This window comes from Pseudomonas sp. TE4620, from assembly GCF_056279045.1.
Genome location: NZ_JBWBQO010000001.1, coordinates 4,109,642 through 4,136,562 on the forward strand (window position 1 = coordinate 4,109,642; position 26,921 = coordinate 4,136,562).

Genomic DNA, 26,921 nt, shown 5'->3' on the forward strand with positions numbered 1-26,921 from the left:
GCGAAATTAACGCTTGGAGTACTGAGGACGCTTACGTGCTTTACGCAGACCCACTTTCTTACGCTCGACTTCACGGGCGTCGCGGGTGACGTAGCCAGCTTTGCGCAGAGCGCCACGCAGGGTTTCGTCGTAGTCCATCAGTGCACGGGTGATACCGTGACGGATTGCACCGGCCTGGCCGCTGACACCACCACCGATAACGGTGACGTAGATGTCGAACTTTTCGGTGGTCTCGGTCAGTTCCAGCGGCTGGCGTACTACCATGCGCGCGGTTTCACGACCGAAGAACACGTCCAGAGAACGGTTGTTGATGGAGATGTTACCGGTACCTGGACGCAGGAAAACGCGAGCGGTTGCGGTCTTGCGACGGCCAGTGCCGTAATTTTGAGTCGCCGACATAATGAACTATTCCGTTAAATCTTCAGTTCTTGGGGCTGCTGAGCAGTATGAGGGTGAGTAGCGCCCGCATAGACTTTCAGCTTACGGTACATGTCGCGACCCAGTGGGTTCTTAGGCAGCATGCCTTTAACCGCGGTCTCGATCACGCGCTCTGGGGCCTTGGCGATCAACTTCTCGAAGTTGATTTCCTTGATACCGCCCGGGAAGCCGGAGTGGGAGTAGTACATTTTGTCCGAAGTCTTGGCACCAGTGACACGAACCTGCTCGGCGTTGATGACGACGATGTAGTCGCCGGTGTCAACGTGAGGAGTGTACTCTGGCTTGTGCTTGCCACGCAGACGGCTCGCGATCTCAGTGGCCAGACGACCCAGGGTCTTGCCAGCAGCGTCAACGACGAACCAGTCGCGCTTTACTGTTTCCGGTTTAGCAGTAAAAGTTTTCATTCTTTATAGCCTCAGGGGCCGCCCAGCGAAAATAAGACGGCAGATCTTACTGGATAGTGCGCACCTTGACAAGTCAAGGACACAGCCGCACACGGACGCTATCGGGGGCTCGGGTCAGCGCGTCCAATATTCGGCAGGGTTCTTCTATGGAGCGGGGCATCACTCCCGCTGCACGGAGAGGGGCTGAATTATCCAGATTGCGAAAAAAAATTCAACCTGCTTTTATGCTTCTTTTAGACAGGAAGCAGTCGAATGGACTATCGCCAGCTGGGCCGAACCGACCTCAACGTCAGCGCCCTGTGCCTTGGCAGCATGACCTGGGGCGAGCAGAACGACCAGACCCAGGCCTTCGCCCAGATCGAACGGGCCAAGGCCGCCGGGATCAATTTCATCGATACCGCCGAGATGTACCCCGTCCCTCCCCGCCCGGAAACCTACGCCGCCACCGAGCGCATGATCGGTAACTGGTTCAAGCAGCGCGGCGATCGCGCCCAGTGGATCCTGGCCAGCAAGGTGGCCGGCCCCGGCAACGGCATCAACCATATCCGCGACGGCCTGCTCAAGCACAACCGCCAGCACATCGTCGCCGCCCTGGACGACAGCCTCAAGCGCCTGCAGACCGACTGGATCGACCTCTACCAGTTGCACTGGCCAGAGCGCAGCACCAACTTCTTCGGCAAGCTGGGTTACCAGCATGCGCCGCAAGACCTGTTCACCCCGCTGGAAGAAACCCTCGAAGTGCTCGACGAGCAGGTCAAGGCCGGCAAGATCCGCCACATCGGCCTGTCCAACGAAACCCCGTGGGGCACCATGAAGTTCCTGCAACTGGCCGAAAGCCGCGGCTGGAGCCGCGCGGTGTCGATCCAGAACCCCTACAACCTGCTCAACCGCAGCTTCGAAGTGGGCCTGGCGGAAATCGCCATCCGCGAACAGTGCGGCCTGCTGGCCTACTCGCCCCTGGCTTTCGGCATGCTCTCGGGCAAGTACGAAAACGGCGCACGCCCGGCCGCGGGCCGCCTGACCCTGTTCAGCCGCTTCTCGCGCTACTCCAACCCGCAAACCGTGGCTGCCTGCAGCCGCTACGTGAAGCTGGCCCGCGACCATGGCCTGGACCCGGCGCAAATGGCCCTGGCCTTCGTCACCCGCCAGCCGTTCGTGACCAGCAACATCATCGGTGCCACCACCCTCGAGCAACTGGACAGCAACCTGGCAAGCGCCGACCTCAAGCTCAGCGACGAGCTGCTGGCGGCCATCGAGGCCATCCATCAGGACCAGCCCAACCCCGCGCCCTGAGACGCAATCCCGGTTCCCATCAACAAGGTGGGAACCGAGGGTAGACACAATCGCCAAAAAATAAGACGATCCAGCCGGTGATTGACCACTCTACCCTATAAGAATAAAGAAAATGATGTTTACCCAACCCACGGCGTCCTTGCGGCGCGTCAGTATCCTGGCCATCGACAATGTCTTCGCATCGACCCTGATGCAGGCCAAGGATTTCTTCCATCTCGCCAGCCTGCGCTACAGCAAGCAGTTGGGCCTGGGCCTGCAGCCGATGTTCGAAACCCGCCTGGTGAGCCCTGACGGCCAGCCTGTGCGCAGCTTCAGCGAAGTGATGCTGCCGGTCGACAGCGGCCTGGAGCAGGCCGACATCATCATCCTGCCGGCGTTCTGGGACGATTTCGATGCCCTCTGCCAGCGCTACCCGCAAGTATTGCCCTGGCTACGCGAGCAACACGCCCGCGGCGCCGTGCTCTGCGGCGAGGCCAGCGGCGTGTTCTGGCTGGCCGAAGCCGGGTTGCTCGACGGCAAGGAGGCGACCACCTACTGGCGCTTCTTCAGCCAGTTCGAAGAGCGCTTCCCCAAGGTCAGCCTCAACCAGGACAAGCACCTGACCGACGCCGACAACCTCTATTGCGCCGGCGGCACCACCTCGGCCTGCGACCTGTACATCTACCTGATCGAGCGTTTCTGCGGGGCAAACGTTGCGCAAGCGGTGGCCCGTGACATCCTCTACGAAGTACAGCGCAACTACACCCCGGGGCGCATGGGCTTTGGCGGGCAGAAACTGCACCAGGACCTGATCATCCTGCAGATCCAGCACTGGCTCGAAGAGCATTTCGCCGACAAGTTCCGCTTCGAGGACGTGGCCCGCAACCACGGCATGAGCATCCGCAACTTCATGCGCCGCTTCCAGAGCGCCACCGGCGACAAGCCGCTGCACTACCTGCAACGGCTGCGGATCGAAACGGCCAAGGGCTTGCTGTCGGGCACACGCAAAAGCATCAAGACCATCAGCTATGAAGTTGGTTATGACGATGCGAGTTTCTTTGCCCGGTTGTTCAGGCAGCACACAGAGTTGTCGCCGAATCAGTATCGGCAGCAGTTTATGCAGGAGGCCTGAAAGGCCTCCTCAGCTTCAAGCCTCAAGCTTCAAGCGGCAAGCAAGAGCAAGAGCAAGAGCAAGAGCAAGAGCAGGATCAAAAGCAGCACGCGGTCGGCTCTTGATCCTGCTTGCAGCTTGAAGCTTGAAACTTGCAGCTGCTTTTAAGGCTTATGCGCCCGCGACAGGAATTCGTGGGACTGCATTTCCAGCAGGCGGCTCAGGGTGCGCTGGAACTCGAAGGTCAGCCGACCACCGGTGTACAGGTCCTTGAGTTCAACCTCGGCCGAGATGATCAGCTTGACGTTGCGGTCATAGAACTCGTCGACCATGTTGATGAAGCGTCGGGCGATGTCGTCGGTGGCGACGCTCATCTGCTCGACGCCGCTGAGCAGCACGGCATGGAAGATCTTGCCCAGTTCGATGTAGTCGTTCTGGCTGCGCGGGCCGTCGCACAGTTCGCGGAATTCGAACCAGGCCACGTCGTCACAGGTACGCAGGGCGCGGATTTCGCGGTTCTCGATCACCAGCACATCGTTCTCGACCGCCTGGGTGCACTCCGGGGTCAGTGCCTTGAAGCTTTTGCGCAGGCTTTCGTGGGCCGCTTCGTCGAGCGGGAAGTGGAACAGCTCGGCTTGTTCCAGGTGCCGCAGGCGATAGTCGACGCCGCTGTCGACGTTGACGATCTCGGTGTTCTGCTTGATCAGGGCAATCGCCGGCAGGAAGCGTGCGCGCTGCAGGCCGTCCTTGTACAGGCCGTCAGGGACGATGTTGGAGGTGGCCACCAGGGTCACGCCGTTCTTGAACAGCTCCTCCATCAGAGTGCCGAGGATCATCGCATCGGTAATGTCGGAGACGAAGAACTCGTCGAAGCAGATCACCCGGGCCTCGTCGGAGAAGCGCTTGGCGATGATGGTCAGCGGGTTCTTCTCGCCCTTGAGGGTTTTCATTTCCTCGTGGACGCGCTTCATGAAGCGGTGGAAGTGCGTGCGCACCTTCTGCTTGAACGGCAGCGCTTCAAAGAAGGTATCGACCAGGTAGGTCTTGCCGCGGCCTACCCCACCCCAGAAGTACAAGCCCTTGACCGGTGCCTGGTCCTTCTTGCCGAACAACTTGCCGAACACACCCGGCTTGTTGTTCTGCGCCGCGATCAGATCGTCGTACAGGCGCTGCAGATGACGCACTGCAGTTTCCTGCGCCGCGTCATGGAAGAATTCGGGACGTTTCAGATCTGCTTGATATCGTTCTAGGGGCGTCATAATTCGTTAGCAAGGTAACAAAAACGGGCCGTCACTGTAGCGACGGCCCGGGATAATGGCAATCAGACTTCCGATAAGCCGTTCAGTCCTGCTGGGGCACCAGGGCCGCGCGCAGGGTTTCGATGGCGCTGTCGCGGGCGGCGCCGTCGGCAAACTGCGGGCCGTCGCCAACGCACTCACCTTCCAGCCACAGGCTGAAGCCCAGGCCTTCGTGGCGCACGTCAAGCTCGCCGCCCTGTTGCAATTGCTTGCTCACAGCACCTGCGGTCTTGCCGTCGGCGAAGTTGCGCGACAACAGCAGTTGCTCGCCATCGGCCGCCAGCAGGCGGAAGCGGAAGCTGCCGTCGTCTTCGCGGAAGCTGACAAAGCGCGCGGTCTTGGCCGCCTTCTTCTTGACCTGGGCAGTGGCCTGCTCGACGTTACGGAACGAGCGCAGGCCGACCGCTTCGCGCAGCTCCTCAAGGAACGGCGTGGCCACCTTGCGGGCTTTTTGCGCGCCGGCCAGGAGGATGTCCTCAAGGTCGGCCGGGCGGCTGATCAACTGGTGATAACGCTCGCGCGGCTCGCTCAGCTGGCCATCGAGCAACTGGAACAGGCGCTGCTTGGCTTCGCCCCAACCCAGGCCCTGGAGCAGTTCGCTGCGAAACTCATCGGCCTGGGAGGCAGTGGCGAAGGCCTGGAACAGGGTGAACAGGTGCGCATTGTCCGGATCCTTGGCTTCGCCCGGGGCGCGGGAGTCGGTGACGATGCGCGAGATGGCATCCTTCATGTCCTTGGCGCTGGTGAACAACGGGATGGTGTTGTCGTAGCTCTTGGACATCTTGCGCCCGTCCAGACCCGGCAGGGTGGCGACGCTTTCTTCGATCAGCGCTTCGGGCATGGCGAAGAATTCCTTGCCCTGGCCGAACAGGTGGTTGAAGCGCTGGCCGATGTCGCGGGCCATTTCCACGTGCTGGATCTGGTCACGGCCGACTGGCACCTTGTTGGCGTTGAACATCAGGATGTCGGCGGCCATCAGTACCGGGTAGCTGTACAGGCCCATGCTGATGCCGGCATCCGGGTCTTCGCCGTTCTCAACGTTCTTGTCCACCGACGCCTTGTAGGCGTGCGCGCGGTTGAGCAGGCCCTTGGCCGCAACGCAGGTCAGCAGCCAGGTCAGCTCGGGAATCTCGGGGATGTCGGACTGACGATAGAAAGTCACTCGCTCCGGGTCCAGGCCACCGGCCAGCCAGGTCGCGGCGATTTCCAGGCGCGAGCGCTGGATGCGCTGCGGGTCGTCGCATTTGATCAGGGCGTGGTAGTCGGCCAGAAAATAGAACGAGTCGACACCCGGCTCACGGCTGGCGAGGATCGCCGGGCGGATGGCACCGGCGTAGTTGCCCAGGTGAGGCGTGCCCGTGGTGGTGATACCGGTAAGGATGCGCGTAGTCATGGGTAATCGCTTATCAGGCTTGTATCAGTTCGAAAGGCGTGGCAGCACCAGTTCCTTGAGGTCGGTGAGCTTGCCATGGAAAAAGTGTCCGCATTCTGCCACTTTCAGCAGCTCATGGGGGCGTGGCAGTGCGCCGGACCAAGCGTAGACGATCTGCGGATCGATCACTTCGTCGGTTTGCGGCTGGATCACGCTCAGCGCGCAGCCTTGTGGCAAGGTGTCGTGATCCTGCAGGCGCATCACCGCTGGCGCAACCATGAACAGGTGCTTCAATTCGATACCGTTTGCTTCCAGACGCCCGCCGAGGCTGGCCGCAACAAAGCCGCCGAATGAAAAACCCATCAGGGTCAGGGGCAGCTGTGGATGTTGTTCCAGCAGCCAGCTTGCTGCCGCCTGAGCATCGTCCACTTCGCCGCTGCCCATGTCATGGTTACCGGCGCTGGCACCGACACCACGGTAGTTGAATCGCAAGGTGATGTAACCGGCATCGCGGGCGGTGCGCTGCAGCATCGACACCACCTTGTTGGTCATGGTCCCGCCCTGCACCGGGTTAGGGTGACACAGCAACACCACGCCACGGGCGTCGGCAACATCAAGGTACAAGGCTTCCAGTTGGCCGACCGGGCCATCGATGAATACGGGGGTTTCGCGGATAAGCAAGGATAAACTCCGTGACCTCGGAAAGGGTCGACTCGTCTAGCTGAATGATTCTGTCTGAGATATTTGCGATCGTTCGCGGTATACAGCGCAGGTCCGAGCCGTTAACGTAAAGCAAAGCCGTTTATAGAGGAAGGACTCGTGGAACTCTCGCTCTTAGTTTGGTTGTTGCCGACCCTGGCCCTCGTCGTGGGTGTCGTCGTTGGTTTCCTGGTCGCCCGCCTGCTGCCCAATGCCGCACCGAGCAGCACCCAGCGTCAGCTGGATGATATCCAGGAACGTTTCGACAGCTACCAGAATGAGGTGGTTACTCACTTCAACAGTACGGCTGCGCTGGTCAAAAAGCTGACCCAAAGTTACCAGGACGTCCAGGATCACCTGGCCGAGGGCGCCAACCGCCTGGCCCTGGACGAACTCACCCGCCAGCGCCTGCTGGCCGCCCTGCACTCCGAAGCCGTGCAGCCTGCGCGTGATCGCCTGACCCCGCCGAAGGACACCGAGGTGCCGCGCGACTACGCACCGAAAGCGCCCAACGCACCGGGCATGCTCGATGAGCATTACGGGCTCAAGCGTTAAAAATGCAAACCCCGCCAACTGGCGGGGTTTTTTATTATGGCTGCTGTTGCAGCCTGCAGGAGCGGGCTTGCCCCGTGATGAGCCTCAGCAATACCAAGGCGCCTCCCCCTCCCGGTAGCCGTACTTCTCCCGCGCCTCATCCAGCACCCGCCGCTCAACTCCACCCTGGCGCACCAGGCTGTGCAGGCTTGCCAGAACGATACTGAAGCGATCGACCTCGAAGAAGCGCCGCAGCTGCTGGCGGGTATCGCTTCGGCCAAAGCCATCAGTGCCAAGCGTCACATAAGGTGCCTGTACATATTCAGCAATCAATTGTGGCCAGGCCCGCACGTAATCGGTTGCGGCAATCACCGGCGCGTCACCGTCCAGGCAGCGCTGCACATGGCTCAGATCAGCACTGCCCTGCCCCAACCGGCCGGCGCGATCTACATCCCGCGCCTCACGCGCCAGCTCGCTGAAGCTGGTGACACTGAACACTTCACTGGCAACCTGCCAGTCGCTGGCCAGCAGTTCACTGGCAGCAATCACCTCGCGCAGAATCGCCCCGGAGCCCAGCAGGCGCACCCGCCCCTGGGCAGCCGGCAGCTGCTGTTCGACATAACGGTACATGCCGCGCAAAACCTCTTCATGCACCTGCGCCGGCAGGGACGGCTGTGGATAGTTTTCGTTCATCACCGCGACATAATGAAATTCATCGCACTGTTCAGTGAGCATGCGCCGCGCCGCGTACTCGAGGATCACCGCCAGCTCGCCAGCAAAGCACGGCTCCCAGGCCCGGCAGTTGGGCACCATCGAGGCCATCACCAGGCTTGAACCGTCCTGATGCTGCAGCCCTTCTCCGCCCAACGTGGTGCGCCCGGCAGTGGCGCCCAGCAGCAGGCCACGGGCGCGCTGGTCGGCGGCGGCCCAGATCAGGTCACCGACGCGTTGAAAGCCGAACATCGAGTAATAGATGTACACCGGCAGCATCGGTTCGCCATGCACCGCGTAGGACGTTGCCGCCGCCACCCAGGAAGAAATCGCCCCGGCTTCGGTAATACCTTCCTCCAGCAACTGGCCATCGCGCGCTTCCTTGTAGGACAGCAACGACCCTGCGTCTTCCGGCTCGTAGCATTGCCCCTGGGGCGAGTAGATGCCGATCTGCCGGAACAGGCTGGCCATGCCGAAGGTGCGCGCCTCGTCGGCGACTATCGGCACCACCCGCGGCCCCAGCTGCGGCGCCTTGAGCCAGGCGCTGAGCATGCGCACGGCGGCCATGGTGGTGGACATTTCCTTGCCGTCGGCCTGCAGGGCGAAGCCGCCCATGGCTTCCAGCGCTGGCACCGGCACCGGGCGTACGTCGCTGCGCCGAGCAGGCAGCGGCCCACCCAGAGCTTCCCGCCGCTCGCGCAGGTAGCGCATTTCTGCGCTGTCTTGGTCCGGTCGATAGAACTGCAACTGTTCGACCTGCGCGTCCGACAGCGGCAAATGAAAACGATCACGAAAGGCCAGCAAGGCCTGCACGTCGAGCTTCTTGGCCTGGTGCGCGGTCATTCGCGATTCACCGGCGGCGCTCATGCCGTAGCCCTTCTTGGTCTTGGCCAGAATAACCGTTGGCCGGCCCTTGCAGGCCTTGGCGGCGGCGAAGGCGGCGTACAGTTTGCGAAAATCGTGGCCACCGCGTTTCAACGCATTGATCTCGGCCGAGCTCATGTGCTCCACCAGCTTTTGCAAGGCCGGTTGCTGGTTGAAAAAGTGCTCGAGGTTGTAGGCGCCATCTTTGGCCCCAAGGTTCTGGAACTGCCCGTCCGGGGTCGCCGCCAACTGGCGCAACAGCACGTGCTCGGTGTCACGAGCGAACAATGCGTCCCACTCCGAGCCCCAGAGCACCTTGATCACGTTCCAGCCGGCGCCACTGAACAGCGCCTCCAGTTCCTGGATGATCTGGCCGTTGCCGCGCACCGGGCCGTCCAGGCGCTGCAGGTTGCAGTTGACCACGAAGGTCAGGTTGTCCAGTTGCTCGCGGGCGGCCAGGGTCAGGCCGGCAATCGACTCCGGCTCGTCCATCTCGCCATCGCCAAACACCCCCCAGACGTGCCGGGCACTGGTATCGAGCAACTGGCGGTTGTGCAGGTAGCGCATGAACCGCGCCTGGTAGATCGCGTTGAGTGGGCCGATGCCCATGGATCCTGTCGGAAACTGCCAGAAGTCCGGCATCAGCCACGGATGTGGGTAGGAGCACAGGCCCTTGCCAGCCACTTCCTGGCGATAGCTGGCCAGTTGCTCTTCGCTCAAACGTCCTTCAAGGAAGGCCCGGGCATAAATGCCCGGCGCCGAATGCGGCTGGAAGAACACCAGGTCAGCGCTGCGTTGCTCGCCACCGGCCTCACCGCGAAAAAAGTGCTGGAAACCGACTTCGAAAATCTCTGCGGCCGAGGCATAACTGGCGATGTGCCCGCCGAGGTCGCCATAAGCGTGGTTGGCCCGCATGACCATGGCCAGGGCGTTCCAGCGCAGGATGCTGGTGATGCGCTCATCGAGCTCCAGATCACCCGGATAGACGCCCTGCTGCTCCACCGACAAGCTATTGCGATAGGCCGAAAAGGCCTGGGCCCCGCGCTCCAGGCCCAACTCGCGGGCATGGGTTTGCAGTTGCTGCAGCAGAAACCGCGCACGCTCCGGGCCGCAGTGCAGCAGGGTCGAATCCAGTGCGTCCAGCCATTCGGCGGTTTCCCCCGGATCGCTGTCCTGCTGTGGATCGCCCGGGCGCCGCGGCACACCTTCGCCAGGCACAAGGTTCATCATTGCCACCATTGCATTGACCTCGTCCGTGAAAGGTTAGGCGCAGGCCTTGAGCGCTTGTTGAATATCCGCCAGCAGGTCGTCGATGTCCTCCAGGCCCACCGACAGGCGTACCAGCCCTTCGGAAATGCCGTACTGCGCACGCTCCTCTGGGGTATAGCTGGAGTGGGTCATGCTTGCCGGGTGTTGGGCCAGCGATTCGGCATCGCCAAGGCTGACGGCACGGCTGAACAACTGCAGGGCATTCATGAAACGCCTGCCGGCAGTGATGCCGCCCTTGAGTTCAAAGGCGATCATGCCGCCCGGCAAACGCATCTGCCGCTGGGCCAGCTCATATTGAGCAAAGCCGGGCAGGCCGGGGTAATTGAGCATTTCAACTTCCGGCTGTTGCTCGAGGTATTCGGCAATGGCCTGGGCATTGCTGCAGTGGCGCTCCATGCGCAAGTTCAGGGTTTTCATCCCGCGCATCAGCAAGGCGGCGTCATGGGGCGACATCACTGCACCGGTCATGTCCTTCAAGCCTTCCAGGCGAATCCTGTCCACCAGCGCCTTGCGCCCCACCACCAGGCCGGCAGTGATATCGCCATGGCCACTGAGGTACTTGGTCGCCGAATGCACCACCAGGTCGGCGCCCAGCTCCAGGGGTCGCTGCAGGTACGGCGTGCAGTAGGTGTTGTCGACCACCACGCTGATATCGTGCTGGTGCGCAAGCGCGGCCACGGCAGCGATATCGGTCATCTGCATATTGGGGTTGGCCGGGGTTTCGAAATAAATAACCCGGGTATTGCCGTTGATCGCCGCGGCGACAGCCTGCAGGTCGCTCATGTCGACATGCCGGACCTTGACCCCGAACTCGCCGATACCATGGTGTAAAAAGGCAAAGGTGCAGCCGTACAGGGTGCGCCCCACCAGCACCTCGTCGCCGGGGCGCAGCAGGGTCCACAGGGTCGCGGTAATCGCGCCCATCCCCGAGGCCAGCGCCAGGCCAGCTTCGCCGCCTTCGAGCGAGGCCATGCGTTGTTCCAGCAAGGCCAGGGTAGGGTTGGAAATCCGGCTGTAGAAATGTCCGGCCTGTTCACCGGCGAAGCAGGCAGCGCCGTACTCGACGGTCGGAAAAGCAAAGGTCGCGGTCTGGTAGATCGGTGGCACCAGGGCACCACTGTGTTCCAGTGGATCGTAACCGTGGTGAATGGCGCGGGTGGCAAAACCTGAATTTTTATTGGAGCCGCTCATGGCAAACAGCCTCTAGTGGTTTGTTATAAGCTTATGCCACTGAGGTGCTGATTTTTTTCCAAATGTAGCCGTCCTTGCGGAAGGTTATTGACATAAAAACAACGATTTCAGACCACGGAGGGTAAAACATGCCTACAACCATCGATCGCACCGATCGAGCGTTGCTCGCGGCCTTGCAAGACAACGCGCGCTTGACGGTTTCCGAGCTGGCCGACCAGGTCGCACTGACCACCTCGCCGTGCTGGCGACGGATCAAGCTACTGGAAGAAGCCGGCTACATCATCGGCTACCAGGCCATCCTCTCGCCCAAGTCGCTGGGCTTTGGCGTAACCGCTTTCGTCAGCATCATGATGGACTCGCACAGCAAGGAAATGGCCCGCGCCTTCGAGCAGCGGCTGATGGAAATCCCCGAAATCGTCGCCTGCCACAACATCTCCGGGCGTTATGACTTCCTGCTGGAAATCCTTGCCCGCGACCTTGAGTCATTCGGTGAGTTTGCCCGCGAAGTGCTGCAGACCTTGCCCGGGGTGAAAGAGATTTACTCGAGCTTCTCGTTCAAGGCAGTGAAGGAGAAGCGGGTGATTCCGGTTTCGGAAAAGCACATCTGAATTCAAATCCCGTTCCTACAATGTGGGAGCGGGCTTGCCCCGCGATTTTCCCACTGCATCGCCCTGTAGGAAGCAAATTTCTTGCTGCTCAGAAAATCCTGACTCCAACTCCCACCCCGCGCGCCATTTTCAGAAACGGTCAAGAATCGCCGTTCTTATGAAATGCGCCATATCGTGCCAACGAGCGAGGGCGGTGCACTGTATGACCTGGACAACCTGCCGAGGCCGCTGGCACCGAGCTCTATCAGGACACCTTGCTTGAGCACTTCATCGCTGTGACGCAACATCCAGAGGGCTCGGACCTGATTTTTTACCCGGCTGGCGGTCAGGAGCCAACGCCGCAGAAAATTATGAAGCAGATCCTGGAGTGGCGAGTAGCCAACGGCAGGCCTGGACTGAAGGTGGGCTGAATGAGGGCCCTTCGCGGGGCAAGCCCGCTCCTGCCGTGCGGTGAATTCGGCCAACAAAAAGCCCCACCGAAGTGGGGCTTCTTGTTCAGCGCCAGCGCTTAGATCGCGCCACGCTTGCGCAGCAGCTCCAGCACCTGCTTGACGCCGTCTTCCAGGCTGACGTTCTGGGTGTCGATCACCAGGTCCGCATCCAGCGGTACGTCATACGGGAAGCTCTCGCCCGGGATGTTGTCGCCGCCGGCGGCATACAGGCCCTGCGGGTCGCGCTCGCGGCACGCCAGAGGCGAAGCCTGGACGTAGACCGTGAGCAGGCGTTCCTTGCCGATCAGCGCCTTGGCCTGTTCGCGGCCTTCGGCGTCCGGGGCGACGAAGGCGGCCAGGGTCAGCAGGCCGGCTTCGTTGAACTGACGCGCAACGTGCGCGGCACGGCGCCAGTTCTCGGTGCGCCCGGCGCGGTCCTGCGGCAAGCCTTTGTTCAGGTCGTGGCGCAGGTTCTGGCCATCGAGCACATACACCGCACGGCCCATGTCGAACAGCTTGCGCTCCACGGCATAGGCCAGGGTGCTCTTGCCCGCGCCCGAGAGGCCGCTGAACAGCACGGTGGCTGGCTGCTGACCGAAACGCAGGGCACGTTCTGCGGTGTCCACGTGGGCCAGTTTGCCGTGCTGGCCAACGCTGCCATGGGGCACAACCGGTGGCGCGATGATCATGCCGGCACCGACGGTGCCGTTGGTCAGGCGGTCGATGACAATAAAGGCACCGGTGGTGCGGTTGCTGTCATAGCCGTCCAGCGCGATCGGCGCATCGAGGCTGACCTTGACCTTGCCGATCTCGTTGAGCTGCAGGGCACTGGCGGCGCCCTGCTCCAGGGTGTTGACATCGACCTTGTGGGCGATGCTGGCAATCGAGCCCGGCACATAGCTGGTGGCGCGCTTGATGTCGTATTTTTTGCCCGGCAGCATCGGCTCTTCAGCCATCCATACCAGCATGGCGTCGAACTGGTCGGTCACCGGCGGGACGTTGTCGGCATGCACCAGCAGGTCGCCACGGGAGATGTCGATCTCGTCTTCCATGGTCAGGGTCACGGCCTGGCCGGGGCCGGCGTTTTCCAGCTCGCCTTCGAAGGTGACGATGGACTTGACCCGGCTGCTCTTGCCCGACGGCAGCACGACGATTTCATCGCCCTTGTGCACCACGCCGCTGGCCAGGGTACCGGCGAAGCCGCGGAAGTTCAGGTTCGGCCGGTTGACGTACTGCACCGGGAAGCGCAGGTCGGTGAAGTTGCGGTCGGCCGCGACTTCGACGGTTTCGAGGATTTCCATCAGTGCCGGGCCCGTGTACCACGGCGAACGCTCGCTGCGGTTGACCACGTTGTCGCCCTTGAGCGCCGACATCGGCACGAAGTGCAGGCTGCTCGGGCTCATGTTGATGGCTTCGGCGAACTTCAGGTAGTCGGCCTTGATGCTCTCGAACACGCCCTCGTCAAAGCCTTTGAGGTCCATCTTGTTGACCGCGACGACGATGTGCTTGATGCCCAGCAACGAGGCAATGTAGCTGTGCCGGCGGGTCTGGGTCTGCACACCGTAGCGGGCATCGACCAGGATGATCGCCAGGTCGCAGGTCGACGCACCGGTGGCCATGTTGCGGGTGTACTGCTCGTGGCCCGGGGTGTCGGCGATGATGAATTTGCGCTTGGCGGTGGAGAAGTAGCGGTAGGCCACATCGATGGTGATGCCTTGCTCGCGCTCGGCCTGCAGGCCGTCGACCAGCAGCGCCAGGTCGATGTCGTCACCGGTGGTGCCGACTTTCTTCGAGTCGCGGGTGATGGCTTCCAGATGGTCTTCGTAGATCATCTTCGAGTCGTGCAGCAGGCGCCCGATCAGCGTGCTCTTGCCGTCGTCGACGTTACCGCAGGTAAGGAAGCGCAGCAGCTCTTTACGTTCGTGCTGGGCCAGGTAAGCGAGGATGTCCTCGCTGATCAGATCAGATTGGTGGCTCATTACATTCAAGCTCCAAGCTGTAAGCTTCAAGCGGCAAGCTTGTCGGCATACAACTAGTCAGAAATTTTGTTGATCAACCCGCTCAGCATTCTTGAAAGCTCACGAGTCTCTGTAATCCACTCATTCGACAAAGGCTTTGGCAGATAGCCTACCTCTCCCCCGATGATGATCTGCGTACGCAACTCACCGCAGGACGCCTTGGCAATACACAGATAGCGAACCTTTTCTTTTGCCGTTCTGCGCTCCATGCCTTCGGCGATATTCGACGGAACGGAAAGTGCCGCCCGGGTGATCTGATCCTTGAATCCAAGATCCCGGCACACCCTCTGCTGCGTGTAAATCGCTACCGCCAAATCTTTGCTTCTCTGCCAAACAGCAAGCTTCTCAAAGTCCATTGTTAAGCACTTTCACGCACCCACAATGGGGCGGCAGCCGACAAAACCCAGAAGCTACGCACTTTGCTTCTAACTTGCAGCTTGCCGCTTGTAACTTGAAGCTTAGAAGTACCCTTGACGTTTTTTGTCTTCCATGGAGCCAGCGCCATCGTGGTCGATGACCCGGCCCTGGCGCTCGGAAGTGCGCGTCAGGAGCATTTCCTGAATGATGTCGGTGAGGCTTTCGGCCTCCGACTCCACCGCGCCCGTCAACGGGTAGCAGCCAAGGGTACGGAAACGCACCTTCTTCTTGACGATACGGGCCTTTTCTTCCTCCGAGAGGTGCTCGAGGATGCGCGCGTCGTCGATCATGATCAGGGTGCCGTTCTTCTCGATCACTTCACGCTCGGCGGCGAAGTACAGCGGCACGATCGGGATGCCTTCGAGGTAGATGTACTGCCAGATGTCCAGCTCGGTCCAGTTCGACAGCGGGAACACGCGAATCGATTCGCCCTTGTTGACCTTGCCGTTGTAGACGTTCCACAGCTCCGGACGCTGGTTCTTCGGGTCCCAGCGGTGCTTGCTGTCACGGAACGAGTAGACCCGCTCCTTGGCTCGCGACTTCTCTTCGTCGCGGCGCGCGCCACCGAAGGCGGCATCGAAGCCGTACTTGTCGAGCGCCTGCTTGAGGCCCTCGGTCTTCATGATGTCGGTGTGCTTGGCACTGCCGTGGGTGAACGGGTTGATGCCCTGGGCGACGCCGTCCGGGTTGACGTGGGTGATCAGCTCCAGGCCCATTTCCTCGACCATCTTGTCGCGGAAGCTGTACATCTCCTGGAATTTCCACTGGGTGTCGACGTGCATCACCGGAAACGGCAGCTTGCCCGGGAAGAAGGCCTTGCGCGCCAGGTGCAGCATCACGGCCGAGTCCTTGCCAATCGAGTACAGCATCACCGGGTTATCGAACTCGGCGGCCACCTCACGAATGATGTGGATGCTTTCCGCCTCCAACTGTTTCAAATGCGTCAGTTTGTCGACCATGGCTACTCACGGAAATACGATCTTATGGACGGCCAGCGGGCCGTGTTCGAGCGGGCCACTTTATCACAGCGCCCGATTCTATTTAGGCAGCCAACTAGAACGAAACAGTATAAGAATATGCCCTGCCGTTTTAGCTTTATATAGGGTTCGGGCAGTCGATGAACAGGTGTTCCAGGGCAAACCGTCGGGCCAGGTAATCGCCCAGCGCCTGCACGCCGTAACGCTCGGTGGCGTGGTGGCCGGCGGCGATGAAGCTGATGCCGTTCTCGCGGGCGCTGTGGAAGGTCTGCTCGGAGGCTTCGCCGCTCAGGAACAGGTCGACACCGGCAGCAATCGCCTGGTCGATATAGCCCTGGCCGCCGCCGGTACACCAGCCGACCCGGCGGATGATCTGCTCGCCTTCGATCAACAGCGGCTCACGGCCCATCACCTCCTGCACCTTGCGGGCAAAATCGCGCGCCGACATGGGTTCGGCGAGCGAGCCGACCAATCCGACAATGCGCGGGTTCTGCGGGTCCAGCGGGCCTTCGACAGTGATGTCGAGCTGGCGCGCCAGCTGCACGTTGTTGCCCACTTCCGCGTGCAGGTCCAGCGGCAGGTGGTAGGACAACAGGCTCAGGTCGTTTTTCAGCAGGGTTTTCAGCCGGCGCTGCTTCATGCCGGTGATGCACGGGTTCTCGCCCTTCCAGAAATAGCCGTGGTGCACCAGTACCAGGTCGGCGTCGGCTTCGACTGCAGCGTCGAGCAACGCCTGGCTTGCGGTCACACCACTGACGATGCGGGTCACTTGCGGGCGGCCCTCGACCTGCAGGCCGTTGGGGCAGTAGTCCTGGATTTTGGCGCTACCGAGGTAGCGTTCGGCTTCCTCGACCAGGGTACTCAAGGCAACAGCCATGGAAAGACTCCTCAATTTCGCAGTTCAGCGCGGCCCAAGGCCCCGTATAATGAGCGGCATTATGGGCCGTCGCCGGGTTTGGGGAAACCGACGGCAGTTGCCTGGGGGCTGGCATTGTTGGTTTTCGTGACGATTTAACAGTTCCTGCACAAGCCGCAGCGCAGTATGATCGCGCGCGTTTACGCTCCCAGCTGTCATCGGCCCTCTGCCAACTCCCAGGATTCGTTCAATGTTCAAGGCTTTGCGTTACTTTGGCTGGCCGCTGCTGGTCGGCGTGCTGATCGCCCTGTTGGTCATCCAGCGCTTTCCGCAGTGGGTCGGCCTGCCCAGCCAGGACGTCAACCTGCAGCAAGCCCCGCAAACCACGCGGATCATGCAGGGGCCGGTGTCCTACGCCGACGCCGTGAGCATCGCCGCCCCCGCGGTGGCCAACCTGTACACCACCAAGGTGGTCAACAAGACCGCCCACCCGCTGTTCGAAGACCCGCAGTTCCGCCGCTTCTTTGGCGACAACCTGCCCAAGCAGCGCCGCTGGGAGTCGAGCCTGGGGTCGGCAGTGATCATGAGCCCGGAAGGCTACCTGCTGACCAACAACCACGTGACCTCCGGTGCCGACCAGATCGTGGTGGCGCTCAAGGACGGCCGCGAAACCCTGGCACGGGTGATCGGCAGCGACCCGGAAACCGACCTCGCGGTGCTGAAGATCGACCTGAAGAACCTGCCGTCGATCACCATCGGCCGCTCCGACAACATCCATATCGGCGACGTCGCCCTGGCCATCGGCAACCCCTTCGGTGTCGGCCAGACCGTGACCATGGGCATCATCAGCGCCACCGGCCGCAACCAGCTGGGCCTGAACAACTACGAAGACTTCATCCAGACCGACGCCGCAATCAACCCGGGCAACTCCGGTGGTGCGCTGGTCGACGCCAATGGCAACCTCACCGGCATCAACACGGCGATCTTCTCCAAATCCGGCGGCTCGCAAGGCATCGGCTTTGCCATCCCGACCAAGCTCGCTCTGGAGGTGATGAAGTCGATCATCGAGCACGGCCAGGTGATTCGGGGCTGGTTGGGGATCGAGGTGCAGCCGCTGAGCCAGGAGCTGGCCGAGTCGTTCGGCATGCAGGGACGCCCGGGCATTGTCGTGGCAGGGATTTTCCGTGATGGCCCGGCACAGAAGGCCGGCCTGGAGCTGGGTGACGTGATCCTCAGCATCAACGGCGAACCGGCCGGCGATGGCCGCCGCTCGATGAACCAGGTGGCGCGGATCAAGCCCAATGACAAGGTGGCGATCCAGGTCATGCGCAACGGCAAGGAGCTCAAGCTGACCGCCGAGATCGGCTTGCGTCCACCGCCGGCACCGGCAGCCAAAGAAGAAAACTGATGGGTTAACAGCATCGCGGGGCAAGCCCGCTCCCACAGGTTTTGTGGTTTACCTGTGGGAGCGGGCTTGCCCCGCGATGGGGTCAGTGCAGAATCTGGCTCAAGAACAGCTTGGTCCGCTCATTCTGCGGCCGGTCGAAGAAATCGTCCGGCGCCGCCTGCTCTACAATCTCGCCTTTATCCATGAAGATCACCCGGTTCGCCACGGTGCGGGCAAAGCCCATTTCGTGGGTCACGCAGAGCATGGTCATGCCGTCTTCGGCAAGGCCAACCATGGTATCGAGCACTTCCTTGACCATCTCAGGGTCGAGCGCCGAGGTCGGTTCGTCGAACAGCATGATCTTCGGCTTCATGCACAGCGCCCGGGCAATCGCTACCCGTTGTTGCTGGCCACCCGATAGCTGCCCGGGAAACTTGTTGGCCTGCTCCGGAATTCGCACCCGCTCCAGATAGTGCATGGCAATTTCCTCGGCCTTGCGCTTGGGCATCTTGCGCACCCACATCGGCGCCAGGGTGCAGTTCTGCAGGATGGTCAGGTGCGGGAACAGGTTGAAGTGCTGGAACACCATGCCGACTTCGCGGCGGATCGCTTCGATCTGCTTGAGGTCGTTGGTCAGCTCCACGCCATCGACGACGATGCGCCCTTGCTGGTGCTCCTCAAGACGGTTGAGGCAGCGGATGGTGGTCGACTTGCCCGAGCCCGACGGCCCGCACAGCACGATACGCTCGCCCTGGCGCACGTTCAGGTTGATGTCCTTGAGCACGTGGAACTGGCCGTACCACTTGTTCACGCCCTGCATCTGAATAATGCCTTCAGGGCTCACAGGCTGTTTGATCGCTTCACTCATGGGAACACTCCTAACGCTTGTGGCCTGTGTCCAGCTTGCGCTCCAGATGCATGGAGTAGCGGGACATACCGAAACAGAAAATCCAGAAAACCAGGGCGGCAAATACATAGCCCTCGGTCGCCATGCCCAGCCAGGTCGGGTCGGCAGCGGCCTGCTTGACGCTGTTGAGCAGGTCGAAGAGGCCGATGATGATCACAAGGCTGGTGTCCTTGAACAGGGCAATGAAGGTGTTGACGATGCCGGGGATTACCAGCTTCAGGGCTTGCGGCAGAATCACCAGGCCCATCGAGCGCCAGTAGCCCAGGCCCATCGCCGCAGCGGCTTCGTACTGGCCCTTGGGAATAGCCTGCAGGCCGCCGCGCACCACTTCGGCGATGTACGCCGACTGGAACAGGATCACCCCGATCATGGCCCGCAGCAGCTTGTCGAAGCTCATGCCCTCAGGCAGGAACAACGGCAGCATCACCGAGGACATGAACAGCACGGTAATCAGCGGCACGCCGCGCCAGAACTCGATGAAGGTCACGCAGACCACCTTCACCGCCGGCATGTTCGAACGCCGCCCCAGCGCCAGCAGGATGCCCAGCGGCAAGGCCCCGACGATGCCCACGGTGGCGATCACCAGGGTCAGCATCAGCCCGCCCCACTGGTTGGTCGGTACCGTGGCCAGGCCCAGGTAGCCGCCGTGCAGCAGGGTGTAGGCGATGATCGGGTACAGCACCAGAAAGCCCAGGCCGTAAACCGCCTTGCGCGGGAAGCGCGAGATGAACAACGGCGCGGCGCCGATGACCGCCAGCCAGACGGTCAAATCGACACGCCAGCGCAGCTCGCTCGGGTAGTAACCGTACATGAACTGGCCGAAGCGCTGCTGGATGAACACCCAGCAGGCGCCCTCCTTGGTGCAGTCGGCGCGGGTGGTGCCCACCCAGTTGGCGTCGAAGATCGACCACTGCAGCAGCGGCGGCACGATCAGCCACACCAGGTACACGGCAAACAGCGTCAGCAGGGTGTTGAGCCAACTGGAGAACAGGTTGGCGCGCATCCAGGCCATTACGCCGACGGCTTTGACCGGTGGCGGCATATCAGGTTTGAAAACATGGGTACTCATGCGCTTGTCCTCACCGCTCGATCAGCGCAATGCGCTTGTTGTACCAGTTCATCAGCAGGGAAATGCTGATGCTGATGGCCAGATAGACGCTCATGGTGATGGCGATCACCTCGATGGCCTGGCCGGTCTGGTTAAGCACGGTACCGGCGAACAGCGAGACCATTTCCGGGTAGCCGATACCGGCCGCCAGCGAAGAGTTCTTCGCCAGGTTCAGGTACTGGCTGGTCAGCGGCGGGATGATCACCCGCAGCGCCTGGGGAATGATCACCTTGCGCAGCGTCGGCCCTTCGCGCAGGCCCAGGGAGCGAGCCGCCTCGGTCTGGCCGTAGCTCACCGAACGGATGCCGGAACGCACGATTTCGGCGATGAACGCTGCGGTATAGATGGTCAGTGCCAGGGTCAGCGCCAGCAGTTCCGGGATCAATACCCAGCCGCCGACGAAGTTGAAGCCCTTGAGCTGCGGCATCTCCCAGTGCACCGGCGCGCCGAACAGCAGCACGCACAACGCCGGAATGCCGAAGAACAGGAACAGGCCAACCCAGAACTTGTGGAACGGCTCGCCGGTGGCCTCAAAGCGCCGGTTGGCCAGGCGCACCATTACCACAATGGCGAGGATTGCCAGTGCGACGGCGACGACGAATGGCCAGAATCCATCGGCCATGGCAGCACCGGGCATGTTCAGGCCCCGGTTGCTGATAAAGAAGGTGTCGTTGAGATTGATGCTACCCCGCGGTCCCGGCAGGGTCAGGAACACCGCGAAGTACCAGAACAGGATCTGCAGCAGCGGTGGGATGTTACGGAAAGTCTCGACATACACAGTGGCCAGCTTGCTGATCATCCAGTTCGGTGACAGTCGTGCCACACCGATGATGAAGCCCAGCAGGGTCGCGAGGATGATGCCGATGAAGGTTACCAGCAGGGTGTTGAGCAGGCCGATAACGAACACCCGCGCATAACTGTCCTGTTCGGTATAGGGGATCAGGTGCTGGGCGATGCCGAAACCGGCACTGCGTTCGAGAAAGTCGAAGCCCGAAGTGATCCCGCGGTGTTGCAGGTTGGTCTGGGTATTGTGAAACAGGTACCAGCCCAGACCGACCACCGCGACCACGGTGATAATCTGGAACAGCCACGCACGCACACGTGGATCGCTCAGGGATAGTCCCTTGGGTGCGCCGATATTATTTTGCATGTAATGCCCCGCAAGGAAGGGAACCGAACAGCCTGCGGCGGCCGGATGCCGCCGCAGGCCGCAACCGTCAGCGCACCGGTGGCGCGTACTGGATGCCGCCGTTGTTCCACAGGGCGTTCAGACCGCGGTCGATTTGCAGTGGGGTTTCCTTGCCCAGGTTTTTCTCGAAGACTTCGCCGTAGTTGCCGACCTGCTTGACGATCTGCACTACCCAGTCCTTCGGCAGTTTCAGGTCTTTGCCGTACTCGCCGTCGGCGCCGAGCATGCGGGCCACGTCAGGGTTCTTGGTGGCCTTGGCTTCGGCTTCGACGTTTTTCGAGCTGATGCCCATCTCTTCGGCGTTGAGCATGGCGAACAGGGTCCACTTGACGATGCTGAACCACTCTTCATCGCCTTTGCGCACCACCGGGCCCAGTGGCTCCTTGGAGATGGTCTCTGGCAGCACCACGTAATCGGCCGGGGCGGCCAGCTTGGAGCGTTGTGCGTAGAGCTGCGACTTGTCCGAGGTGAGCACGTCGCAACGGCCGGATTCCAGCGACTTGGCGCTCTCGTCGGAGGTGTCGAAGGTGATCGGGGTGTATTTCAGGCCGTTGGCGCGAAAGTAGTCGGAGACGTTGAGTTCGGTGGTGGTACCGGCCTGGATGCAGATGGTTGCACCGTCCAGTTCCTTGGCGCTGGAAACGCCGAGCTTCTTGTTGACCAGAAAACCGATGCCGTCGTAGTAGGTAACACCGGCGAACACCAGGCCCATGCCGGCGTCGCGCGAGCTGGTCCAGGTGGTATTGCGCGACAGCACGTCGACTTCGCCCGATTGCAGCGCGGTGAAGCGCTCCTTGGCGTTGAGCTGGCTGAACTTGACCTTCTTGGCGTCGCCGAACACCGCAGCGGCGACCGCGCGGCAGACGTCGGCGTCGATACCGACGATGTTGCCCTTGGCATCCGGTACCGAGAAGCCCGGCAAGCCGTCACTGACGCCACATTGAACGAATCCCTTCTTCTGTACTGCGTCCAGGGTCGCACCTGCCTGTGCGAAACCGCTGATACCCAACGCGGTAGCAGCGGTAACCACTGCCAGTGTGGATTTCAACATCTTCATTCAAACCTCCAGTTTTGCTCTTGTTGTGTGAGCCGGGATTGCACCGCACCCTTATGAGGCGCATCCGACCCGTGTTGGCTTGTTTTTGGGTCAATTGGCGCAATGCGCTGTTCTGTGACAGCCTTGGGGACCGCTAACGGGTGTTACCGTCCAAAACGTGTAACCTCGCATCTGGAGTTTCATAGCAAAGCGCGTACCACACTGAAGGGCTAAAGCGTTTCAGTTAACGTCAATAGGAAAACTTGCAACCTTGCGACAGGTTTTTCCCGGATTTACCCGACGCGCCTTCATTTCATGCACGCAAACAAGAGCGCGCGCACACTTTCGGAGCAGTCATGACCCACCCGCTGATTCTCGAACCACAAAAAACCGCAGACGCCTGTGTGATCTGGTTGCACGGCCTGGGGGCCGATCGTTACGACTTCATGCCGGTGGCTGAGGCCCTGCAGGAAGTTCTGCTGACCACCCGCTTCGTCATGCCCCAGGCACCCACCCGTCCGGTGACCATCAACGGCGGCTACGCCATGCCCAGCTGGTACGACATCAAGGCCATGAGCCCGGCGCGGGCCATCGATGAAGACCAATTGCACGAATCGGCGGAACAGGTGATCGAACTGATCAAGGCCGAGCAGGCCAAGGGCGTGGCCCTGTCGCGGATCATCCTCGCCGGCTTCTCCCAGGGCGGCGCCGTGGTGCTGCACACTGCCTATATAAAGTGGCAAGAAGCCCTGGGCGGCGTACTGGCGCTTTCGACCTATGCCCCGACTTTCACCGAGGCACGCGAACTGAGCGCCTGCCAGCAACGCACCCCGGCCCTGTGCCTGCACGGTGTGTACGACCTGGTCGTGCTACCGGCCATGGGGCGCAGCGCCTACGAGCACCTGAAGAACTGGGGCGTCAGCGCCAAGTGGGCCGAGTACCCGATGGAGCACGAAGTGCTGCAGGAAGAAATTCGCGATATCTCCAACTGGCTGGCCGAGCGCCTGCGCTAAAAGAAGCGTTCCCTGTAGTTGTCAGTGCAATCCACTACGCCGCGCCCGATTCTTGCATTACACTGCCCGGCGTACATTCCTTAACCAATTGATGAGATGACCGTGCTCAAAGCACTCAAGAAGATGTTCGGCAAGAGCGAGGTTGAGCAACTCGCCACCGAAACCGCTGCCCCCGTGAAGCAGCCGCCCGCAGCACCCCAGGCCCCTGCCCCGTCGGCACCGCTCAAGACCGAAGCCGTGGACCCTGCCCCGGCACGCGCCGAAAAACCGGCCGAGGCCAAGCCGCGCCGTGAGCGCAAGCCAAAGCCCGCCGCCTCCACCTGGAAGCTCGAAGACTTCGCCGTCGAGCCGCAGGAAGGCAAGACCCGCTTCCATGACTTCAAGCTCTCGCCCGAGCTGATGCATGCGATCCACGACCTAGGGTTCCCGTACTGCACGCCAATCCAGGCCCAGGTGCTGGGCTACACCCTGCGTGGCAAAGACGCCATTGGCCGGGCCCAGACCGGTACCGGCAAGACCGCAGCCTTCCTGATTTCGATCATCACCCAGCTGCAGCAGACCCCGCCGCCGAAAGAGCGCTACATGGGCGAGCCACGGGCGCTGATCATCGCCCCGACCCGCGAGCTGGTGGTGCAGATCGCCAAGGACGCCGCGGCGCTGACCAAATACACCGGCCTCAACGTCATGACCTTCGTCGGCGGCATGGACTTCGACAAGCAGCTCAAGGCCCTCGAAGCCCGCCACTGCGACATCCTGGTCGCCACCCCGGGCCGCCTGCTGGACTTCAACCAGCGCGGCGAAGCACACCTGGACATGGTCGAGGTGCTGGTACTGGACGAAGCCGACCGCATGCTCGACATGGGCTTCATCCCCCAGGTGCGGCAGATCATCCGCCAGACCCCGCCCAAGAGCGAGCGCCAGACCCTGCTGTTCTCGGCAACCTTCACCGAAGACGTGATGAACCTGGCCAAGCAGTGGACCACCGACCCTGCCATCGTCGAGATCGAGCCGGAGAACGTCGCCAGCGAGACCGTCGAGCAGCACGTCTATGCCGTGGCCGGCAGCGACAAGTACAAGCTGCTGTACAACCTGGTGACCGAGAACAAGTGGGAACGGGTGATGGTCTTTGCCAACCGCAAGGACGAAGTACGACGCATCGAAGAGCGCCTGGTGCGCGATGGCGTCAACGCCGCCCAGCTGTCGGGCGACGTGCCGCAGCACAAGCGGATCAAGACCCTCGAGAGTTTTCGCGAAGGGCGCATCACCGTGCTGGTAGCCACTGACGTGGCTGGCCGCGGTATCCACATCGACGGCATCAGCCACGTGATCAACTTCACCCTGCCGGAAGACCCGGACGACTACGTGCACCGCATTGGTCGTACCGGTCGTGCCGGCACCAGCGGCGTGTCGATCAGCTTCGCCGGTGAGGATGACTCCTACCAGCTGCCAGCCATCGAAGAACTGCTGGGGCGCAAGATCAGCTGCGAGATGCCGCCGACCGAGTTGCTCAAGCCGGTACCGCGCAAGCATCACTGAGTGCAGTAACACCAATCGCGGGGCAAGCCCGCTCCTACACCACCCTGTAGGAGCGGGCTTGCCCCGCGATGCTTTTTACACCTCGGCATATTGCCCAAATAAACTAAAAGTCCATAATAGACAAAATAGTTCATTTGGAGCTTCGCATGTCTGCGCCTCTCGTCATCGATCAACAGCACGCTCGCCAACTGCTCGCCCAGGTGGATGTTCCGCAGATCCTGCGCAACCTGTTCCGTGACCTGGCGGCCGGGCAAGCGGTGCAACCGCCCCAGCAACTGGTGGAATTCCCGGCCGGCAAAGGCGACTTCATCAACTACGGTGGCGTGCTGGCCGAACAGCGCGTGTACGGGGTCAAGACCTCGCCCTATATCGTCCGCGAGCAGGGACCGCTGGTCACCGCCTGGACCCTGCTGATGTCCATGGACAGCGGCCAGCCGCTGCTGCTGTGCGATGCCGGTGAACTGACCACCGCGCGCACCGCCGCCACTACCGCCGTTGCCGTCGATGCCCTGGCAGCCAGCGAGGCCCGGCGCCTGACCATCATCGGCAGCGGCCCGATTGCCCGCGCCCACCTGCATTACGCCCGCAGCCTGCGTCCATGGCAGGACATCCGCCTGTACTCGCCAAGCCTGGGCCGGCAATCGACCGAACAGCGTCAGGCCCTGAGTAATCTCGACCCGCGCCTGGTGCTCAGCGAAAGCCTGGAGCAGGCGGTGCTGGATGCCGACGTGATCATGCTCTGCACCTCATGCGCCACGCCGGTGCTCGACCCGCGCCAATTGAGCAAGCCCGCGCTGATCACCTCCATCAGCACCAATGCGGTGCGTGCCCACGAAGTGCCGCCAGCGACCTTAAGCGAGATGGACGTTTACTGCGACTACCGCGTAACCACCCCGGGCAGCGCCGGCGAGATGCGCATCGCCGCCGAACAACATGGCTGGCAAGCCGATGCGATCGTCGGCGATCTGGCGCAATTGATCAGTGGTGCGGCGCACAAGCCGGGCTACCAGCGCCACGCTTTTTTCCGCTCCATCGGCCTGGGCCTGGAAGACATCGCCCTGGCCAACGCCCTGTACCGCCTGCAACGCGCCGACTGAGGAAACCTTCATGCAACAGGCTGATTTCATCATCATCGGCGCCGGTATTGCCGGTGCCTCCACCGGTTTCTGGCTGGCCGGCCACGGCCGGGTACTGCTGCTTGAGCGCGAGTCGCAGCCGGGCTACCACTCCACCGGCCGCTCGGCAGCGCTGTACACCGCCGCCTATGGCACCCCGCAAGTGCGCGCACTGACCCTGGCCAGCCGGGCGTTTTTCGACCAGCCGCCAGCGGGTTTTACCGAGCACCCGCTGCTCAGCCCGCGCGGGGAAATGACCGTCGATCTCAATGGCGACCCTGAAGAGCTGCAGCGTCAGTACCAGAGCGCCAAGGCCTGCGTGCCCGAGGTCGAGCTGCTCAGCGCCGAGCAAGCCTGCGCGCGCCTGCCGGTGCTGCGCCGCGACAAGGTGCATGGCGCCCTGTACGACCCGAGTGCCAGCGACATCGACACCGACGCCCTGCACCAGGGTTACCTGCGCGGCATTCGTCGCCAGCAGGGTGAAGTGCACAGCGACTGCGAAGTACAACACCTGAGCCGCGACGCCGACGGCCTCTGGCACGTGCAGACCAGCCGCGGCACCTTCACCGCCCCGGTGCTGATCAACGCTGCCGGTGCCTGGGCCGACAAAGTCGGCGAACTGGCCGGCGCCCAACCCCTGGGCCTGCAGCCAAAGCGCCGCGCCGCGTTCATCTTCGCCGGCCCCGAAGGCATCGACAGCCATGCCTGGCCGATGCTGGTCAGCCTCGATGAGTCGTTCTACATGAAGCCTGACGCCGGCATGCTGCTCGGCTCACCGGCCAATGCCGACCCGGTCGAGCCCCACGACGTGCAGGCCGAAGAGCTGGACATCGCCATGGGCATCTACCAGATCGAAGAAGCCACCACCCTGAGCATTCGTCGCCCGACCCGTACCTGGGCCGGCTTGCGCAGCTTCGTCGCTGACGGCGACCTGGTGGCCGGCTTCGATCCGCAGGTGCCCGGGCTGTTCTGGGTGGCCGCGCAAGGCGGCTATGGTATCCAGACCTCGCCGGCCATGGGCCAGGCCAGCGCTGCCCTGGTGCGCGGTGAAGACTTGCCTGACACCCTCAAGGGCTTTGGCCTCAACGCTGCGATGCTGTCGCCGCGCCGCCTGCAAGGGTGACGCCCGGCCGCGATTGCGGCACACTCCCAGCGCCCTG

Annotated in this window: 24 protein-coding genes and 1 pseudogene; 10 read left to right on the top strand and 15 right to left on the bottom strand. The window is 62.0% G+C overall.

Annotated features, from left to right (window positions below; genetic code table 11):
- Positions 1-6: 6 nt before the first annotated feature.
- Positions 7-399 (bottom strand): 30S ribosomal protein S9, encoded by a 393-nt coding sequence (gene rpsI, locus ACZ9A3_RS18985; RefSeq protein ID WP_038998850.1) that lies wholly within the window; start codon positions 397-399, stop codon positions 7-9.
- Positions 400-413: 14 nt separating this feature from the next.
- Entirely contained in the window at positions 414-842 is a 429-nt protein-coding gene (gene rplM / locus ACZ9A3_RS18990; RefSeq protein WP_010220758.1) for a 50S ribosomal protein L13, read from the bottom strand.
- Positions 843-1,094: 252 nt separating this feature from the next.
- Here rplM and ACZ9A3_RS18995 point away from each other — a divergent pair, with 252 nt between their 5' ends.
- Together ACZ9A3_RS18995 and ACZ9A3_RS19000 are read left to right on the top strand one after the other, a co-directional pair.
- Entirely contained in the window at positions 1,095-2,135 is a 1,041-nt protein-coding gene (locus ACZ9A3_RS18995) for an NADP(H)-dependent aldo-keto reductase (RefSeq protein ID WP_195884967.1), read from the top strand.
- A gap of 190 nt (positions 2,136-2,325) precedes the next feature.
- Positions 2,326-3,246, top strand: a complete 921-nt coding sequence (locus ACZ9A3_RS19000; RefSeq protein WP_177329159.1) for a GlxA family transcriptional regulator — start codon at positions 2,326-2,328, stop codon at positions 3,244-3,246.
- A 143-nt stretch (positions 3,247-3,389) separates the two neighbouring features.
- Here the strand turns inward: ACZ9A3_RS19000 and zapE are convergent, their stop codons facing one another.
- The 3 genes from zapE to ACZ9A3_RS19015 form a co-directional block, all read right to left on the bottom strand.
- A complete protein-coding gene (gene zapE, locus ACZ9A3_RS19005) occupies positions 3,390-4,484 on the bottom strand; it encodes a cell division protein ZapE (RefSeq protein WP_045197288.1) in 1,095 nt (364 codons plus the stop codon).
- A gap of 82 nt (positions 4,485-4,566) precedes the next feature.
- On the bottom strand, positions 4,567-5,916 hold the full coding sequence (locus tag ACZ9A3_RS19010; protein WP_045197286.1) for a tryptophan--tRNA ligase: 1,350 nt from the start codon (positions 5,914-5,916) through the stop codon (positions 4,567-4,569).
- A gap of 24 nt (positions 5,917-5,940) precedes the next feature.
- Positions 5,941-6,576 (bottom strand): alpha/beta hydrolase, encoded by a 636-nt coding sequence (locus ACZ9A3_RS19015; RefSeq protein ID WP_476252997.1) that lies wholly within the window; start codon positions 6,574-6,576, stop codon positions 5,941-5,943.
- A 138-nt stretch (positions 6,577-6,714) separates the two neighbouring features.
- Between ACZ9A3_RS19015 and ACZ9A3_RS19020 the strand changes: the two genes are divergently transcribed.
- Complete coding sequence (locus ACZ9A3_RS19020) at positions 6,715-7,149, top strand: Z-ring associated ZapG family protein (RefSeq protein WP_038998843.1); 435 nt, start codon at positions 6,715-6,717, stop codon at positions 7,147-7,149.
- Between the two features lie 84 nt (positions 7,150-7,233).
- On the opposite strand, the gene mdeB is transcribed toward ACZ9A3_RS19020, so the two are convergent.
- Both mdeB and ACZ9A3_RS19030 read right to left on the bottom strand, forming a co-directional pair.
- A complete protein-coding gene (gene mdeB, locus ACZ9A3_RS19025) occupies positions 7,234-9,930 on the bottom strand; it encodes an alpha-ketoglutarate dehydrogenase (RefSeq protein ID WP_176794219.1) in 2,697 nt (898 codons plus the stop codon).
- A gap of 36 nt (positions 9,931-9,966) precedes the next feature.
- On the bottom strand, positions 9,967-11,163 hold the full coding sequence (locus ACZ9A3_RS19030; RefSeq protein WP_476252998.1) for a methionine gamma-lyase: 1,197 nt from the start codon (positions 11,161-11,163) through the stop codon (positions 9,967-9,969).
- A 128-nt stretch (positions 11,164-11,291) separates the two neighbouring features.
- On the opposite strand from ACZ9A3_RS19030, the gene ACZ9A3_RS19035 reads away from it, so the two are divergent.
- Positions 11,292-11,771, top strand: coding sequence for an Lrp/AsnC family transcriptional regulator (locus ACZ9A3_RS19035; protein ID WP_045197280.1), 480 nt, complete (start codon positions 11,292-11,294; stop codon positions 11,769-11,771).
- 242 nt (positions 11,772-12,013) lie between these two features.
- Positions 12,014-12,181 (top strand): annotated as a pseudogene (locus ACZ9A3_RS19040) (bacteriocin immunity protein); the annotation flags it as partial.
- A 98-nt stretch (positions 12,182-12,279) separates the two neighbouring features.
- Here the strand turns inward: ACZ9A3_RS19040 and cysN are convergent.
- The 4 genes from cysN to ACZ9A3_RS19060 form a co-directional block, all read right to left on the bottom strand.
- Positions 12,280-14,181: a sulfate adenylyltransferase subunit CysN gene (gene cysN, locus ACZ9A3_RS19045; protein WP_045197276.1), complete on the bottom strand. Its 1,902-nt coding sequence runs from the start codon at positions 14,179-14,181 to the stop codon at positions 12,280-12,282.
- Positions 14,182-14,234: 53 nt separating this feature from the next.
- Positions 14,235-14,576 carry a four helix bundle protein gene (locus ACZ9A3_RS19050; RefSeq protein ID WP_093379777.1) on the bottom strand — a complete coding sequence of 114 codons (342 nt, stop codon included), beginning with the start codon at positions 14,574-14,576 and terminating at the stop codon, positions 14,235-14,237.
- Positions 14,577-14,678: 102 nt separating this feature from the next.
- Positions 14,679-15,596, bottom strand: a complete 918-nt coding sequence (cysD, locus tag ACZ9A3_RS19055; protein WP_038998836.1) for a sulfate adenylyltransferase subunit CysD — start codon at positions 15,594-15,596, stop codon at positions 14,679-14,681.
- Between the two features lie 136 nt (positions 15,597-15,732).
- Entirely contained in the window at positions 15,733-16,491 is a 759-nt protein-coding gene (locus tag ACZ9A3_RS19060; protein WP_476252999.1) for a Nif3-like dinuclear metal center hexameric protein, read from the bottom strand.
- 229 nt (positions 16,492-16,720) lie between these two features.
- Here ACZ9A3_RS19060 and algW point away from each other — a divergent pair, with 229 nt between their 5' ends.
- Positions 16,721-17,878 carry a Do family serine endopeptidase AlgW gene (gene algW / locus ACZ9A3_RS19065; protein WP_010220741.1) on the top strand — a complete coding sequence of 386 codons (1,158 nt, stop codon included), beginning with the start codon at positions 16,721-16,723 and terminating at the stop codon, positions 17,876-17,878.
- A gap of 82 nt (positions 17,879-17,960) precedes the next feature.
- Here algW and ACZ9A3_RS19070 read toward each other — a convergent pair whose 3' ends face one another.
- The 4 genes from ACZ9A3_RS19070 to ACZ9A3_RS19085 all read right to left on the bottom strand — a co-directional run bounded on the left by ACZ9A3_RS19070 (position 17,961) and on the right by ACZ9A3_RS19085 (position 22,118).
- Positions 17,961-18,725, bottom strand: a complete 765-nt coding sequence (locus ACZ9A3_RS19070; RefSeq protein WP_010220739.1) for an amino acid ABC transporter ATP-binding protein — start codon at positions 18,723-18,725, stop codon at positions 17,961-17,963.
- Positions 18,726-18,735: 10 nt separating this feature from the next.
- On the bottom strand, positions 18,736-19,833 hold the full coding sequence (locus tag ACZ9A3_RS19075; RefSeq protein ID WP_045197269.1) for an amino acid ABC transporter permease: 1,098 nt from the start codon (positions 19,831-19,833) through the stop codon (positions 18,736-18,738).
- 10 nt (positions 19,834-19,843) lie between these two features.
- Positions 19,844-21,022: an amino acid ABC transporter permease gene (locus tag ACZ9A3_RS19080; RefSeq protein WP_045197267.1), complete on the bottom strand. Its 1,179-nt coding sequence runs from the start codon at positions 21,020-21,022 to the stop codon at positions 19,844-19,846.
- Positions 21,023-21,089: 67 nt separating this feature from the next.
- A complete protein-coding gene (locus tag ACZ9A3_RS19085; RefSeq protein ID WP_038998832.1) occupies positions 21,090-22,118 on the bottom strand; it encodes an amino acid ABC transporter substrate-binding protein in 1,029 nt (342 codons plus the stop codon).
- Positions 22,119-22,453: 335 nt separating this feature from the next.
- On the opposite strand from ACZ9A3_RS19085, the gene ACZ9A3_RS19090 reads away from it, so the two are divergent.
- The 4 genes from ACZ9A3_RS19090 (at position 22,454) to ACZ9A3_RS19105 (ending at position 26,884) form a co-directional block, all read left to right on the top strand.
- Positions 22,454-23,110, top strand: coding sequence for an alpha/beta hydrolase (locus tag ACZ9A3_RS19090; RefSeq protein WP_476253000.1), 657 nt, complete (start codon positions 22,454-22,456; stop codon positions 23,108-23,110).
- Positions 23,111-23,212: 102 nt separating this feature from the next.
- Positions 23,213-24,646, top strand: coding sequence for an ATP-dependent RNA helicase RhlB (gene rhlB, locus ACZ9A3_RS19095; RefSeq protein WP_045197884.1), 1,434 nt, complete (start codon positions 23,213-23,215; stop codon positions 24,644-24,646).
- Between the two features lie 146 nt (positions 24,647-24,792).
- Positions 24,793-25,743 carry an ornithine cyclodeaminase family protein gene (locus ACZ9A3_RS19100; RefSeq protein WP_045197264.1) on the top strand — a complete coding sequence of 317 codons (951 nt, stop codon included), beginning with the start codon at positions 24,793-24,795 and terminating at the stop codon, positions 25,741-25,743.
- 10 nt (positions 25,744-25,753) lie between these two features.
- Positions 25,754-26,884, top strand: coding sequence for an NAD(P)/FAD-dependent oxidoreductase (locus tag ACZ9A3_RS19105; RefSeq protein ID WP_093379754.1), 1,131 nt, complete (start codon positions 25,754-25,756; stop codon positions 26,882-26,884).
- The last annotated feature ends 37 nt before the right edge of the window (positions 26,885-26,921 follow it).

Coding starts and splice junctions, on each gene's coding strand:
- rpsI (WP_038998850.1), bottom strand. CDS start 399: ATGTCGGCGACTCAAAATTACGGCACTGGCCGTCGCAAGACCGCAACC.
- rplM (WP_010220758.1), bottom strand. CDS start 842: ATGAAAACTTTTACTGCTAAACCGGAAACAGTAAAGCGCGACTGGTTC.
- ACZ9A3_RS18995 (WP_195884967.1), top strand. CDS start 1,095: ATGGACTATCGCCAGCTGGGCCGAACCGACCTCAACGTCAGCGCCCTG.
- ACZ9A3_RS19000 (WP_177329159.1), top strand. CDS start 2,326: ATGCAGGCCAAGGATTTCTTCCATCTCGCCAGCCTGCGCTACAGCAAG.
- zapE (WP_045197288.1), bottom strand. CDS start 4,484: ATGACGCCCCTAGAACGATATCAAGCAGATCTGAAACGTCCCGAATTC.
- ACZ9A3_RS19010 (WP_045197286.1), bottom strand. CDS start 5,916: ATGACTACGCGCATCCTTACCGGTATCACCACCACGGGCACGCCTCAC.
- mdeB (WP_176794219.1), bottom strand. CDS start 9,930: ATGAACCTTGTGCCTGGCGAAGGTGTGCCGCGGCGCCCGGGCGATCCA.
- ACZ9A3_RS19030 (WP_476252998.1), bottom strand. CDS start 11,163: ATGAGCGGCTCCAATAAAAATTCAGGTTTTGCCACCCGCGCCATTCAC.
- ACZ9A3_RS19035 (WP_045197280.1), top strand. CDS start 11,292: ATGCCTACAACCATCGATCGCACCGATCGAGCGTTGCTCGCGGCCTTG.
- cysN (WP_045197276.1), bottom strand. CDS start 14,181: ATGAGCCACCAATCTGATCTGATCAGCGAGGACATCCTCGCTTACCTG.
- ACZ9A3_RS19050 (WP_093379777.1), bottom strand. CDS start 14,576: ATGGACTTTGAGAAGCTTGCTGTTTGGCAGAGAAGCAAAGATTTGGCG.
- cysD (WP_038998836.1), bottom strand. CDS start 15,596: ATGGTCGACAAACTGACGCATTTGAAACAGTTGGAGGCGGAAAGCATC.
- ACZ9A3_RS19060 (WP_476252999.1), bottom strand. CDS start 16,491: ATGGCTGTTGCCTTGAGTACCCTGGTCGAGGAAGCCGAACGCTACCTC.
- algW (WP_010220741.1), top strand. CDS start 16,721: ATGTTCAAGGCTTTGCGTTACTTTGGCTGGCCGCTGCTGGTCGGCGTG.
- ACZ9A3_RS19070 (WP_010220739.1), bottom strand. CDS start 18,725: ATGAGTGAAGCGATCAAACAGCCTGTGAGCCCTGAAGGCATTATTCAG.
- ACZ9A3_RS19075 (WP_045197269.1), bottom strand. CDS start 19,833: ATGAGTACCCATGTTTTCAAACCTGATATGCCGCCACCGGTCAAAGCC.
- ACZ9A3_RS19080 (WP_045197267.1), bottom strand. CDS start 21,022: ATGCAAAATAATATCGGCGCACCCAAGGGACTATCCCTGAGCGATCCA.
- ACZ9A3_RS19085 (WP_038998832.1), bottom strand. CDS start 22,118: ATGAAGATGTTGAAATCCACACTGGCAGTGGTTACCGCTGCTACCGCG.
- ACZ9A3_RS19090 (WP_476253000.1), top strand. CDS start 22,454: ATGACCCACCCGCTGATTCTCGAACCACAAAAAACCGCAGACGCCTGT.
- ACZ9A3_RS19100 (WP_045197264.1), top strand. CDS start 24,793: ATGTCTGCGCCTCTCGTCATCGATCAACAGCACGCTCGCCAACTGCTC.
- ACZ9A3_RS19105 (WP_093379754.1), top strand. CDS start 25,754: ATGCAACAGGCTGATTTCATCATCATCGGCGCCGGTATTGCCGGTGCC.